This is a genomic window from Candidatus Thiothrix sulfatifontis (assembly GCA_022828425.1).
In the GTDB taxonomy this organism is placed as follows: Bacteria; Pseudomonadota; Gammaproteobacteria; order Thiotrichales; family Thiotrichaceae; genus Thiothrix; species Thiothrix sulfatifontis.
The window spans coordinates 2,045,848-2,059,738 of record CP094685.1 but is presented as its reverse complement, the minus strand read 5'-3'; the positions used below and the strand labels follow the sequence as shown (position 1 = coordinate 2,059,738).

At 51.7% G+C, this 13,891-nt stretch carries 10 protein-coding genes and 1 tRNA gene; 4 read left to right on the top strand and 7 right to left on the bottom strand.

Annotated features, from left to right (window positions below; translation table 11 throughout):
* Window positions 1-9: 9 nt before the first annotated feature.
* The 7 genes from pheT to L3K52_10490 all read right to left on the bottom strand — a co-directional run bounded on the left by pheT (window position 10) and on the right by L3K52_10490 (window position 6,798).
* Window positions 10-2,397: a phenylalanine--tRNA ligase subunit beta gene (gene pheT, locus L3K52_10520; GenBank protein UOG90638.1), complete on the bottom strand. Its 2,388-nt coding sequence runs from the start codon at window positions 2,395-2,397 to the stop codon at window positions 10-12.
* A 13-nt stretch (window positions 2,398-2,410) separates the two neighbouring features.
* The gene (gene pheS, locus L3K52_10515; protein ID UOG90637.1) at window positions 2,411-3,430 is read right to left on the bottom strand and encodes a phenylalanine--tRNA ligase subunit alpha; all 1,020 of its coding nucleotides are present in this window, start codon (window positions 3,428-3,430) and stop codon (window positions 2,411-2,413) included.
* Window positions 3,431-3,547: 117 nt separating this feature from the next.
* Complete coding sequence (rplT, locus tag L3K52_10510) at window positions 3,548-3,907, bottom strand: 50S ribosomal protein L20 (GenBank protein ID UOG90636.1); 360 nt, start codon at window positions 3,905-3,907, stop codon at window positions 3,548-3,550.
* A gap of 17 nt (window positions 3,908-3,924) precedes the next feature.
* A complete protein-coding gene (gene rpmI / locus L3K52_10505; GenBank protein ID UOG90635.1) occupies window positions 3,925-4,125 on the bottom strand; it encodes a 50S ribosomal protein L35 in 201 nt (66 codons plus the stop codon).
* Between the two features lie 74 nt (window positions 4,126-4,199).
* Window positions 4,200-4,727: a translation initiation factor IF-3 gene (gene infC / locus L3K52_10500; GenBank protein ID UOG93995.1), complete on the bottom strand. Its 528-nt coding sequence runs from the start codon at window positions 4,725-4,727 to the stop codon at window positions 4,200-4,202.
* Window positions 4,728-4,731: 4 nt separating this feature from the next.
* Window positions 4,732-6,660: a threonine--tRNA ligase gene (gene thrS, locus L3K52_10495; GenBank protein UOG90634.1), complete on the bottom strand. Its 1,929-nt coding sequence runs from the start codon at window positions 6,658-6,660 to the stop codon at window positions 4,732-4,734.
* 61 nt (window positions 6,661-6,721) lie between these two features.
* Window positions 6,722-6,798: transfer RNA gene (locus tag L3K52_10490), tRNA-Val, on the bottom strand.
* 164 nt (window positions 6,799-6,962) lie between these two features.
* On the opposite strand from L3K52_10490, the gene htpG reads away from it, so the two are divergent.
* The 4 genes from htpG to L3K52_10470 all read left to right on the top strand — a co-directional run bounded on the left by htpG (window position 6,963) and on the right by L3K52_10470 (window position 13,889).
* Complete coding sequence (gene htpG / locus L3K52_10485; GenBank protein UOG90633.1) at window positions 6,963-8,852, top strand: molecular chaperone HtpG; 1,890 nt, start codon at window positions 6,963-6,965, stop codon at window positions 8,850-8,852.
* Between the two features lie 153 nt (window positions 8,853-9,005).
* Window positions 9,006-9,437, top strand: coding sequence for a hypothetical protein (locus tag L3K52_10480; protein UOG90632.1), 432 nt, complete (start codon window positions 9,006-9,008; stop codon window positions 9,435-9,437).
* A 14-nt stretch (window positions 9,438-9,451) separates the two neighbouring features.
* The gene (locus tag L3K52_10475; GenBank protein UOG90631.1) at window positions 9,452-10,069 is read left to right on the top strand and encodes a hypothetical protein; all 618 of its coding nucleotides are present in this window, start codon (window positions 9,452-9,454) and stop codon (window positions 10,067-10,069) included.
* A gap of 37 nt (window positions 10,070-10,106) precedes the next feature.
* Window positions 10,107-13,889: a DUF1800 family protein gene (locus L3K52_10470; GenBank protein ID UOG90630.1), complete on the top strand. Its 3,783-nt coding sequence runs from the start codon at window positions 10,107-10,109 to the stop codon at window positions 13,887-13,889.
* Window positions 13,890-13,891 lie beyond the last annotated feature (2 nt).

Below are 13,891 nucleotides of genomic sequence, written 5' to 3'. Positions count from 1 at the left end.
TCTCCCTGTTTAACGCAACACCGCACCCACTTCATCCTGAAGTGAAGTAACGATTGTATCGACGATCTGATTGATTTCTGTATCTTCAAGAGTGCGCGAAAAGTCTTGTAAAATCAAGCTCAAAGCAACGCTTTTTTGGCCTTCTGGTATACCTTTGCCGGTGTAGACATCGAATAAATAATAGGACACTAATTGCGGAATTGCTGTTTTTTCCACAGCATTTTCCAACGCAACGGCCAATGCATCATCCCTGACTAACAACGCTAAATCACGTCGAATAGCTGGAAATTTAGAAACCGCCTGATACTTAGGTAGTACCCTCTGCATCAGCAACTGCATATTCAATTCAAACACATACACGGGCTGTTCCAAGCCCAACTGTGCTTCAATTTTAGGGTGCAACATCCCCATCCAGCCAACCACTTCGGCATCCGTCATCATTTGTGCGGACTGACCGGGGTGCAAGGCTGCATGAGCAACGGGCGCAAAATGGAAGCGAGTACCTGTCACCTGCTCCAACAATGCTTCCACATCCCCCTTTAGGTCGTAGAAATCGACCGGACGGTTCACTTGTCCCCATTGTTCTGGGTAAAGATTTCCGGTCAATACGCCGGATAGCATGGTTTTTTGCTGCGGTTTACCGTCTTCACCCTGCGAAAATGCCGGACCAATCTCGAACAAACGCACCCGACTTTGCTGCCGATTCACGTTATAGGCAACCGCACGCAATAAACCCGACCACAACGTACTGCGCATCACCCCTAAATCGGCTGAAATGGGGTTAGCCAGCGCAATGCTATCGACCGCAGGCGCCAAGATTTGCTCCATTTTCGGGTCAACAAAACTGAACGTAACCGCTTCCTGATAACCCCGCGCCACCAGTAGTTGACGCAAGTTTTCACGCTTTACGGCTGTTTCACTCGGCTGAGTAATACGCGGCGCACGCGGGCGCAATTCCGCCGGAATCGAATCATAACCGCGCACCCGCGCCAGCTCTTCGATCAAATCTTCTTCGATGTTCAAGTCGAAACGTGCCAACGGCGCTTGCACTTGCCAGCCCGACTCCACCGCAGTGAATGCACAATTCAAACGCGCCAACACGCCTTCAACCGTCGCCGCGTCCATCGTCACGCCTAACACCCGGCGAATACGTTCAGGACGCAGCAAAATCGTTTTGCGCTGCAATACACCAGCATCCGCTACCGTATCCACCAACGTACTGACTTCGCCGCCGCAAATGCTCACGATCAATTGGGTCGCCCGTTCCATTGCCTTAACCGGCATATCGGGATCAACACCACGCTCAAAACGCGCAGCAGAATCGGTTTGCAAACCGTAGCTACGTGCCTTGCCCATGATTTTTGCCGGGCGGAAATGCGCACTTTCCAGAAACACATTGCAGGTAGCAGCCGTCACTGACGTAGGTTCGCCGCCCATAATGCCCGCCATCGCCACCGGCTGTGCGGCATCGGCAATCACCAGCGTATCATTACGCAAGGTCGCGGTTTGCCCATCCAGCAACTTCAGCGTTTCGCCCGCATTCGCGTAACGCACCACAATGCCACCTTGCAGCGTGTCGAGGTCGAAAGCGTGCATCGGTTGACCAAGTTCCAGCAACACGTAATTGGTTACGTCAACCGTAGCAGAAATGCTACGCACACCCGCACGGCGCAGTTTTTCCTGCATCCAAATCGGTGTAGCGGCTTGCGGGTTGATATTGCGAATGATGCGCCCGACATAACGCGGGCAAGCCTCCGTCGCTGATAATTCAACCGGAAATGTATCAGTATGCTGAACAGTTTGCGCAGGGATTTCCGGCACATTCAACGGCACATCCATCACCAAAGCGGTTTCACGCGCCACGCCAATCATGCTCATGCAATCGCCACGGTTTGCAGTAATTGCCAGCTCGATCACTTCGTCGTCGAGTTGCAAATACTCGCGAATGTCCATGCCCACGGGCGCATCATCCGGCAATTCCAACAAGCCGTCGGACTTGTCGGACATGCCCAATTCGGTCGATGAACACAACATGCCGAACGACTCCACACCGCGCAGCTTGCCTTTTTTGATCTTTAAATCTGTGCCATCGGGTAGTGGTAATACCGCTCCAATCAACGCCAACGGCACTTTAATGCCTGCACGTACATTGCTTGCACCGCAAACGATTTGCAGGATTTCGCCACGCCCATTGTCCACTTTGCAGACGCTGAGTTTATCGGCATCAGGGTGTTTTTCACGTTCAACAACATGCCCCACCACGATATTGGTGAACGCGGTAGCTACTGCATCACGCGCTTCCACTTCGCAACCGGACATGGTGAGTTTGTCGGCAATTGCATCCAGCGTCAGCGGGGTATCAATCCACTCACGCAGCCATTTTTCACTGACTTTCATAAGGTTACTCCGCTTAGCTAAACTGTTTCAAGAAACGCACGTCGTTATCAAACATCACGCGCAAATCATTGATTTGGTAGCGTAACATCGCCAAACGTTCGACCCCGAAACCAAACGCGAAGCCGGTGTATTTTTCGCTGTCGATGCCGACATTTTTCAGCACGTTCGGGTGCACCATGCCGCACCCCATGACTTCCAGCCAGCCCGTGCCTTTGCACACGCGGCAACCGTCACCACCGCAATGCACGCACTGAATGTCGGTTTCGGCGGATGGCTCAGTAAATGGGAAGAACGTGGCGCGGAAGCGCGTCGGCAATTCATCCACTTCAAAGAAGACTTTAAAAAAGGCTTCGAGAATGCCTTTCAAATCCGCAAAAGTGACATCTTCATCCACCATCAACCCTTCCACTTGGTGGAACATTGGGCTGTGGGTCATGTCCGAATCACAACGGTACACCCGACCCGGCGAAATGATACGCAACGGTGGCGGGTTGTTTTCCATATGACGCACTTGCACGGAGGAAGTATGGGTACGCAGCAGCAAGCCGCTATCCATATAGAATGTGTCGTGCATAGCACGCGCCGGATGCGATTCCGGTATATTTAAAGCGGTAAAATTGTGAAAATCGTCTTCAATCTCAGGGCCTTCTGCCAAACTAAAACCCAACTGTGCGAAGATTTCGCTAATGCGTTGAATCGTCTGGGTAACAGGGTGCAAACTGCCCGTATCCATGCGGCGACCGGGCAAGGTGACATCCACCTTTTCCGCTTGCAAACGCGCACTCAAGGCTTCCGCTTGCAGGCTTTGCTTGCGGTCTTCAATCGCAAGAGTCAAGGCTTGCTTGGCAGTATTGATTTCCGCACCCGCCGTTTTACGCGCTTCATGCGGTAACTTGCCCAATTGCTTGAGTTGCTCGGTCAACAAACCTGTCTTGCCTAGATACTGCACACGCACCTGATCCAACGCGGCGAGGCTGACGGCTTGCGAAATCTGCTCGTGGGCTTGGCCCATCAATTCCAGCAAACTTTGCACGACGATTTCCTTAATGTAGAGGGTTATCGGTAAAAAGCAAAAGGCGGAGAGAAGTAACACCTTTCCCCGCCTTGCTCACCCGTTATACGGGTATTTTTCAGTGCATCTTAATGCAGCTTAAACAGCTAGGGCAGCTTTTGCCTTCTCTGCGACTGCACCGAACGCCGTGATGTCGTGGACTGCCAGATCAGCCAAAACCTTACGGTCAAGGCTAACATTGGCTTTCTTCAAACCATTCATCATGCGGCTGTAAGACAGACCGAACATCCGTGCACCGGCATTAATACGCACGATCCACAAAGCGCGGAATTGGCGTTTTTTCTGACGGCGGTCGCGGAATGCGTATTGACCAGCCTTGATGACTGCTTGATGCGCAACCCGGTAGACCCGGCTTCTAGCACCGTAGTAACCTTTAGCCAGCTTGAGGATTTTCTTGTGACGGGCATGTGCCGTTACACCACGTTTAACTCTTGCCATGTTTTAAATCCTCCTGATTACGCGTAGGGCAGCATTTTTTGCACATTGCCGTGGTCGGCTGCAACAACGAAGTTGTCGCCTGAACGCAAATGACGCTTACGCTTGGTGGATTTCTTGGTCAAGATATGACGCAGGTGTGATTGCTTGCGTTTAAACAAGCCACTGCCGGTTTTCTTGAAACGTTTAGCCGCAGCACGGCTACTTTTCATCTTAGGCATCTTGGTCTCCTTTTCATAAGGTAGATAAAACATCCTGCAAGAGTGCCTTGCCTTAACAGGATGGTGTTCCGGCGTTAAGCCGCCGGTTTCTTTTTCGCGCCGAGCATCATGACCATTTGACGGCCTTCGAGACGTGGGAATTGTTCCACAACGGCGACTTCTTCCAGCTCTTTCTCAACGCGCTTGAGGACATCCATCCCCAGCTCTTTGTGAGCCATTTCACGGCCTTTAAAGCGCAGGGTAACTTTAACTTTATCGCCTTCTTCCAGAAACTCTTTGAGTTTGCGTAGCTTGATCTGGTAATCGCCTTCATCCGTTGCCGGACGCATCTTGATTTCTTTGACCTGCACTTGTTTCTGGTTTTTGCGGGCTATCGCGGCTTTCTTGCTTTCATCGAAACGGAATTTGCCGTAATCCATAATGCGGCAAACCGGCGGCTTCGCATTGGGTACGATTTCCACTAAATCAAGTTCGGCGTCGTAAGCCATTTCCAAAGCGTCGCGTAAAGAAACGACGCCTTGGTTCTCACCTTCCGCATCAATCAGACGAATTTTAGGAACGTTAATATCGTCGTTAATACGATGTTCTTTTTCGAGAGCGATAAGTTTAATCCTCAGATAGTGATAAGCGACGTGCAGCAATTTCCGCGTTCAGACGTTGTAAAACTTCCGCCACTGGGAAGGTTCCTAATTCTTTACCGGAACGGGTGCGCATGGCTACAGATTGTGTTTCCACTTCGCGATCTCCGACTACCAACAGGTAGGGGACACGTTGCATCGTGTGTTCACGGATTTTAAAGCCAATTTTTTCATTTCTCAAGTCTGATACAGCGCGAATACCCGCATCAAGCAATTGCTTGGTGGCATCTTGCACGAAATCGGCTTGTTTGTCCGTGATATTCATCACGACTGCTTGCGTTGGTGCTAACCAGAGCGGGAAACGCCCTTCGTAATGCTCAATCAGAATGCCAGTGAAGCGCTCCAATGAACCGAACAACGCGCGATGCAACATGACCGGACGTTTGCGGGTATTGTCTTCGGCCACGTAAGTCAAGTCAAAACGTTCTGGCAAGCTCATGTCTACTTGCAATGTACCACACTGCCAATCACGCCCGATGGCATCACGCAACACGAATTCCAGTTTCGGGCCGTAAAATGCGCCTTCGCCGGGGAACAACGTGTAGGGCAAATTCATGCTATCGAGGGCATTGCCAAGGGCATGTTCAAGTATGTCCCAGCTTTCATCCGAACCGATGCGGTTTTCTGGGCGCGTCGAGAGTTTGATGTGAACATTTTCAAAGCCAAATTCTTTGTAAATGTCGAGCACCAACGCCACCACATCTTTGCACTCTTGCGCCATTTGGTCTTCGGTACAGAAGATGTGCGCATCGTCCTGAGTGAAGTGACGCACACGCATCAAGCCGTGTAATGCACCGGACGGTTCGTAACGGTGTACTTTACCAAATTCCGCCATCCGCAATGGTAAATCGCGGTAACTTTTCAAACCCTGTGAAAACATCAACATACCACCGGGGCAGTTCATCGGTTTCAGGGCGAAAACGCGCTCGTCTTCAGTCGTGGTGGTGAACATATTGTCACGGTAGTTAAACCAGTGACCGGAGGTTTCCCACAGACTACGATCCATGACATCGGGGGTATTCACTTCCACGTAACCAGCCCGCTGCTGGCGTTGGCGCATGTAACCGATTAGAGCTTGGAACACTGTCCAACCCTTGGGATGCCAAAAAACTGCACCGGGAGCTTGTTCGTCGAAATGGAACAAATCCAATTGGCGACCGAGTTTACGGTGGTCGCGCTTTTCAGCCTCTTCCAACATCGTCAGGTAGGCTTGCAACTCTTTTTTGTTTGCCCACGCCGTGCCGTAAATGCGTTGCAGCATTTCGTTTTTCGAGTTGCCACGCCAGTATGCGCCTGCCACCTTCATCACTTTAACGGAAGGAATTTTACCCGTACTGGGTACGTGTGGCCCACGGCACAGGTCGATGAACTCGCCTTGGCGGTAGAGCGACAGCGTTTGATCGGCAGGAATGCCTTCGATGATTTCCGCTTTGTACTTTTCACCCATGTTCAAAAAGAAGCTCACGGCTTCATCGCGTGACAGGGTGCTGCGCTCAACAGGGATGTCTTGCTTGATTAAATCTTGCATCCGCGCATCGATCGCCTGTAAATCTTCGGGCGTGAACGGGCGGGGGGAGGCAAAATCGTAGTAAAAGCCGTTTTCGACCGTGGGGCCAATGGTAACTTGTACTTCAGGGAATAATTGTTTGACCGCTTGAGCCATCAAGTGCGCGGCGGAATGGCGGATAATATCCAAGCCTTCGACATCTTTCGCGGTGATGATACTCAGGGAAACATCGTGATCAATGACATAGCTGGCATCAACCAATTGATCGTTTACTTTGCCTGCAAGCGTTGCTTTAGCCAGACCTGCGCCAATATCGGCAGCAACGGCAAGCACAGAAAGGGGGGCATCGTAAGAACGTTGACTTGCGTCGGGGAGAGTAATGACTGGCATATTGTGCTCCAGTGGTGGCCTATACGAGGGGTCACGTGGTTATAGTGGTTGTGTACGAAAGTGGTAGGCGTAATTGGACTCGAACCAACGACCCCCACCATGTCAAGGTGGTGCTCTAACCAACTGAGCTATACGCCTGTCGCTGAAGGGTGCAAAGTATAGCGTCATTAAAATGAAACGCAAGATTTTTTTGTACTGGCATGACAGATACACCGCAAAAATCATCAATACCCCTTGAAATCCTCCTGCCATCCCCCATCTTGCCGACATCGAAATATACAAGATGTGAGGACGCATACCCCATGACAGCAACGAGCAACAAAGAAAACCTGCAATTTCAAACCGAAGTGAATCAACTGTTACACCTGATGATTCACTCGCTGTATTCCAACAAGGAAATTTTCCTGCGCGAGTTGGTATCCAACGGTTCGGATGCCTGCGACAAGCTGCGTTTTGAAGCTATTGGCAACGACAGCCTCTACGAAACTGACAGCGAATTGCGCGTGGAAGTCGAATTCGACGCAGCCGCTGGCACAATTACCGTGCGTGACAACGGCATCGGCATGAACCGCGATGAAGTTGTGACCAATATCGGCACGATTGCCAAATCCGGCACCAAAGAATTCTTGAGCAAACTGACCGGCGACGAGAAAAAAGACTCGCACATGATCGGGCAGTTTGGGGTAGGCTTCTACGCCTCTTTCATCGTTGCCGACAAAGTGACACTGACCACGCGCCGCGCTGGGGATGCCGCTTCCGAAGGCGTGCGCTGGGAATCCGACGCGCAATCCGGCTACTCACTGGAACAGGTCGAAAAAGCCACGCGCGGTACAGAAATTGTCCTGCACCTCAAAGAAAACGAAAAGCTGTTGGCAGACGGCTGGCGTTTGCGCAATATCATCCGTCAATATTCCGACCACATTCCGCTGCCGGTGAACATGCGTAAAACCGAAGCGGGTGAAATCAAGGATGAATGGGAAACCGTCAACAAAGCCAACGCACTCTGGACACGCGCCAAATCCGAAGTGACGGATGAGGAATACCAAGAATTCTACAAGCACGTTTCGCACGACTGGGAAGACGCGCTGGCGTGGTCACACAACCGCATCGAAGGCAACTCCGAATACACCTCTTTGCTGTACCTGCCATCCAAAGCCCCGTTCGATATGTTCGACCGCGACAATACCCACGGCTTGAAGCTGTACGTACAGCGCGTTTTCATCATGGAAGACAAAGAATTCAAGTTGATGCCACGTTACTTACGTTTCGTGCGCGGGGTGCTGGATTCCAGCAACCTGCCGCTGAACGTGTCGCGTGAAATCCTGCAAGGCAATAAAATCATTGAGAACATGAAAAATGCCTCAGTGAAAAAAATCATTGGTTTGCTGGAAAACATGATTGCCAACGAGCCAGACAAATACCAAAAGTTCTGGAAAGAATTCGGCAAAGTCCTCAAAGAAGGCCCCGGCGAAGACTTCAGCAACCGCGAACAAATCGCCAAGTTGCTGCGCTTCTCCTCCACACTGGATGACAGTGCCGAACAAACCGTCTCCTTGCCGGACTACATGGCTCGCATGAAGGAAGGTCAGGACAAAATCTACTACATCACTGCCGACAGCCACACTGCCGCGAAAAACAGCCCGCATCTGGAAGTCTTCCGCAAAAAAGGCATCGAAGTGTTGTTACTGTCCGACCGCGTAGACGAATGGCTAGTACAGCATTTGATGGAATTTGAAGGCAAATCGCTGCAATCCGTCGCCAAAGGCCAACTTGACCTGTCCGCCCTCGAAACCGAGGAAGACAAGAAAGCGCAGGAAAAAGTCGAAGCCGAAGCCAAAAACATGGTCGAGCACATCAAAACGGCATTGGGCGAAAAAGTTGGCGACGTGCGCGTCTCGCACCGTTTGACCACTTCCCCGTCGTGCATCGTGTTGAACGACCACGACATGGCGCTGTACATGCAGCAATTGATGAAACAAGCCGGTCACGAAATGCCTGACACCAAGCCTGCGCTGGAAATCAACCCAACGCATCCGTTGTTGAAGCGCATGGAAGCCGAAACGGATGACGAACGTTTTGGCGAATGGTCAAGCATTTTGCTGGATCAAGCGATTTTGGCAGAAGGCGGTCAACTCGACGATCCGGCAGGTTTCGTTAACCGTTTGAATAAACTGATGTTGGCAATGGGTTAAAAAAAACCCACTTAGAAAAAAGCCTCGGAAACGAGGCTTTTTTTGCGCACACGTTATCCAATAAGAAAAATTAATGAATATCAGCTTAAGCTATTCCCATCACACTGCAAGTTTGCTTTAATAGTGAAACTCCCAATTACATACAAAAAACTAATGAAAACGCGCAAACATCGGGTCTGGATAGCACTGGGTATATGTCTTAACTTAGCTGGCTGTAACACCTCCAACACTGGCGAGAACAACTGCCCGCCTGTTCCACCTGTCGCAGACAACGCCGCTGCCGACCCATTGCCTGTACAATTCCAGCAACAACAACTGGCGTTAGAAGCTTTGCAAGCCAAATTGAACGATGCGGAACAACGTTTACAGCAAAACCAGCAACAGCTTGCCGAAAAAACCCAGCAACTGGATGCGCTAACCCAAGACACCAACGCCAAGCAAGTTGCCACGACCACCAACACCCTCACCGACTTAGAAGAGCAGTTAGCGCAACAACAACAAGAAATCGAACGCTTAAACACCGCGCTGCGCCAAGCGGACGATGCCAAAGCAGCATCAACCCCCAACACCGTCCCATCTTACTAACGCGAGGGTAAGCCATGACCAACCGCCATTACTTGCACAGGGGATTACTGCTACTCCTGATGCTGCTGACGTGTTTACTGCCCGCTGCCCATGCAGCAGTTGCCCCCAATCTCACCGTGCAAGTTGTCGATGGCACCAACGCTGATGCTTCCTTAGCCAATTATGAAATCAATGTGCGCGAAGTGTTAGCTGACGGTAGCAACGTCTGGCGCACCAAAGCCAAAACCGACACCAATGGGCAAGTCGCTTTCAGCTTGGATGGTTTAGGCGCAGGCAAACGCTATGTTTTACAAGCCAAAAGCTCGCGTGCTAACAAAACCCGTCAAAGTGCCGTGATCGAGACCGCCGGAGCAATGACATTCCGCGTCGGCCTCCCCCTGCTAAACGTCACCCTATTGGATGCGTTGACCCAACAGCCGCTAACTGACATCAGCGTCACGGCTTACAGGCAAGAAAACGGCAAAGCCATCTGGCTAGACAATCTCAAAACCAACAGCAGCGGGCTGGTAATCTTTGAACTCGAAGCACTCAGCCAAGGTATCCCCGTCACTTTGAACGCCAAAGTATTCAACGGTTTTACCGCCACAGCAAACCTATACGCAACCCGGCTCAGCAAACTTTACCCTCGGTGACACGGTTGCCACCCTTGTCGACGGTATTCAAGCTGCATTGCCCCCATTAGCCAACTACGGCGTACAAGTCCGGGAATTATTAAGCGACGGCAAAGCGGCATGGTTTGCCAGTGTTACCACCGATGCGAAAGGGCAATTACGCCTGAATCTGCCACCCAACCGTCAGTTCCGTCTCGAAGCCAAAAGCACCTTCAACAACGCTTACAAAGTCAGCCAACCGCTGCAAGCGGGGCAGCAACAGACCTTCCAAGTCGGCACACCCTTGCTGCAAGCCACCCTGAAAGACGCCGTTTCTGGCGCGGTGATTCCAGCAGTAAAAGTCACGGCTTACCGCATTAAAGCAGACGGCACGAGCGTTTGGCGCACCGAAACCAGCACAGATGCCAACGGTCAAGTGCGTTTCGACCTTCCCGAACTGATGGAGGGTGACAAAGCACAATTATTTGCCGCCCCCTACAACGCTTACCGTGCTGCCAGCCCCATTATCAACCAACCCGGCGCTATGGAGTTCAAGGTCGGTGAAACGCAGGTCAAGGTGATAGATAACACACAAGCATCTGCCCAGCCCTTAGCCAATCAAAAAGTAACAATCGCTGAAAAAATGGCGGATGGCAAAGAAGTGTGGCGCAGCGAAGCCACCACCGATGCCACAGGTCTGTTACGCCTGAGCCTGTTTGCACAGAATGACAACCGCACCTACGTTCTCAAAGCCAAAAGCCCGTTTAACCAAACCTGGAAAACCAGTCAACCTTTGCAACAAGCAGGCGAATATACGTTTACCGTGGGCAGCCAACCCTTGCCCGTCACTCTCAAAGACATCAGTAATGGCAATACATTAGCCAATATCCCAATCACTGCCTACCGCGTGGTTGCAGGCGACAAACTGGAATATATCACCCGCCAAACCACCGATGCCAACGGACGCACTAGCTTTGACCTGCCCGAACTAAGCAATGGCGGCACAATCCGCCTGCAAGCAACCGCCTTCAATAACTTTGGCGCATGGAGCAACGACATCACCAGCAGCACCGCGTTTGAATTCGGCGTGGGCAGTTTGCAAGTCACGGTCAAAGACGGCACACAAGCAGATGGCGCATTACTACCCAATCTGGATGTGCATATTCGCGAAAACATGGCAGACGGCACGACCACTTGGTTCAACAAAGCTACCACCGACGCACAAGGCAACTTGAAAATCGACCTGCCCGGCTTAGATAAAGGGCGCAAATTCTTCCTACAAGCCATGCACCCCGTGACGCAACGCTACAAGAGCAGCCAAACGCTCAATAAAGCGGGCGCGTATACCTTCCTAGTCGGCACACGCCTCATGGCAGTAACACTCTACAATGCCATAACCTCTACGCCCTTAGCCGACAAAGACGTTACCTTGCAAGAAATACAAGCTGGCAATACAACCACTTGGCCTTACATTTGGCGCAGCTCTGCCAAGACCGATGCCACGGGCGTTGCCGTCATTGATTCCGAATTGCTATCCCAAGCAGGCTTGAATTTTGTACTGAGTGTCACGCCGTATAACACGGGCAGAACCATGACCGCACCGTTCCCAGCCCAAACCTATAGCGCTGATTTTCCCGTGGGTACAACCCCCGTTACCCTCGTTGACCGCGATAACGGCAATGCCATCATGCCCAATCAGCGTATTGATGCTTATGAAATTTCCACCGACGGCAAGCTCACATGGCTCAAAAACGGCACAACCGATACCAACGGGCAAGCCATTTTTGACCTAGAAACCCTGCGCAAAGGCACGCGCCACGTATTCAAAGCCTACAACCCGTTTGCCAACAAACAGTATCCCTACAGCCGCATTATCACTAATGCAGGCGCAGTAACGTTTGCGGTTGGTCGCGCCGACAAAGGTGAATTGGATCTCAAACCACCTGTGCTTGAAATCCTCTCCCCCAGCAAAACCAACGTCGGCAATGTCGGCTTTGAACTCAGTGGCAAAGCCAGCGATGACAAAGCGCTGGATAAAATTGACATTAACCTCGTGAGTGGCAGCCTCACCTCCACGCAAACCGCGACCTTGGATAAAGTCACGGGTAACTGGAAACTGCCGATTAACAGCAATGCCCTGCAAATCGGAGAAATCCTTAATGTCACCGCCACGGCGTTTGATGTGACTGGCAATACCACCCGCGTCACCCGCAGCTACCAAGTGCTCGCCGATGAAAATGCTCCCAGCATTACCATCAGTTCCCACCACGCCGATGAAACGGTGTTGAAAACGGGCTTCTTGCTGCAAGGCAGTGTTACCGATGATACCGCCGTCAGCACCGTGCAACTCTCGGTTGCGCAAGAGGGCGGCAACGTATTGGTAACGCCTAAAAATCTTACGCCAACACCCGCCGGTCACTGGGCGTATGCCCTGCCCAACGGCATTCTCAGCCAAGACAGCAAAATTACTATCACCCTGATAGCTACCGACACCAGCGGCAAACAAAGTACCAGCACGCTGGCGCTCAACGTCGCTGGCGCACACGAAGAAAACCGCCAACTCCTCAGTCGCACCACGTTTGGCATTACCGATGCCCTGTTACAAGAAGTCACGCAATTAGGCACGACCGCGTTCCTAGAGCAACAACTCAACCCGACCACACTGGATGACAGCGTGTTTGCGGCAAGCATGGCAAATTCCAACCCCGTCACTTTAGCGGAATTCCAAACCGCGACCTTGCAACGCATGATCGGCAGCCGCCGCCAGTTACAGGAAGTGATGACGTGGTTCTGGGATAACCATTTCAACACCGATTTCCGCAAAACCGGCAATAAGCTGCTGTACGAATTGGCAGAAAACGACGTGTTCCGCGCCAATGCACTCGGCAACTTCCGCAACCTACTCGGTGCGAGTGCCAAAAGCCCTGCGATGTTGTATTACCTCGACAGCGTGAAAAACGTCAAAGCCAATGCCAACGAAAACTATGCCCGTGAAATACTGGAACTGCATACGGTGGGCGTGGATGGTGGTTACACCCAGAAAGAAGTGGACACGCTGGCGGAAGTGTTCACCGGCTGGCAAGTGCAGAATGACCGTTTCTTCTTCAATGCCGTGCAACACAACAGCGTTGCCAAAGTCTTCTGGGGCAATGCGATACCAGCGGGTGGCGTGGATGAAGGCGAACGGGTGCTGGATATTCTAGCGCGTCACCCTGCCACAGCTAACTACCTGTGTTCCAAACTGGTCACGTATTTTGTCAGCGATCAACCTGTTAACAGCCTGCAAGCGCGTTGTGCCGACACATTCTTGGCGCAAGCATCAGCACCGGATCAAATCGCGCAAGTGTTGCGGGTAATACTGACTTCGCCAGAGTTTTACGCGACAGAAAACATTAATAGCAAAGTCAAAACACCGCTGGAATTTGTCACCGCCAGCGTGCGTGCGACCCACGCCCAAGGCACTTATGCCGATTTACCCGCAGCAGTGAAACGCATGGGCATGGATTTATACCAATACTCCTTACCGACTGGCTACTCCGATACCGGCGATGACTGGGTGAGTTCAGCCGCCCTGCAAGAGCGGGTACGCTTCGTCAATCTGTTAGCGAATGCGCGTAGCGGTGCGACTTATTTGGATACCGCCAAACTATTCAATCCGCAGCAGGCTGTCACCGCCGAAAGCATTGCCAGCGATTTGCTGAATTGGACAATCGGTGGTTATTACGCCGAACTGGAATGGCAAACCGCGCTAGAAGTGCTGAATGCAGAAGGTGTATTCAACCCGAATGCCAGCAATGCCGAGGCGCGAATTCGCGAAACCGTGGGCACTGTTTTGAGTTACCCGGAATTCAACTACCAATAAGG

Bases quoted from the DNA above. Each gene is read 5' to 3' on its own strand.
- pheT (UOG90638.1), bottom strand. From the start codon at position 2,397: ATGAAAGTCAGTGAAAAATGGCTGCGTGAGTGGATTGATACCCCGCTG.
- rplT (UOG90636.1), bottom strand. From the start codon at position 3,907: ATGGCAAGAGTTAAACGTGGTGTAACGGCACATGCCCGTCACAAGAAA.
- rpmI (UOG90635.1), bottom strand. From the start codon at position 4,125: ATGCCTAAGATGAAAAGTAGCCGTGCTGCGGCTAAACGTTTCAAGAAA.
- thrS (UOG90634.1), bottom strand. From the start codon at position 6,660: ATGCCAGTCATTACTCTCCCCGACGCAAGTCAACGTTCTTACGATGCC.
- htpG (UOG90633.1), top strand. From the start codon at position 6,963: ATGACAGCAACGAGCAACAAAGAAAACCTGCAATTTCAAACCGAAGTG.
- L3K52_10480 (UOG90632.1), top strand. From the start codon at position 9,006: ATGAAAACGCGCAAACATCGGGTCTGGATAGCACTGGGTATATGTCTT.
- L3K52_10475 (UOG90631.1), top strand. From the start codon at position 9,452: ATGACCAACCGCCATTACTTGCACAGGGGATTACTGCTACTCCTGATG.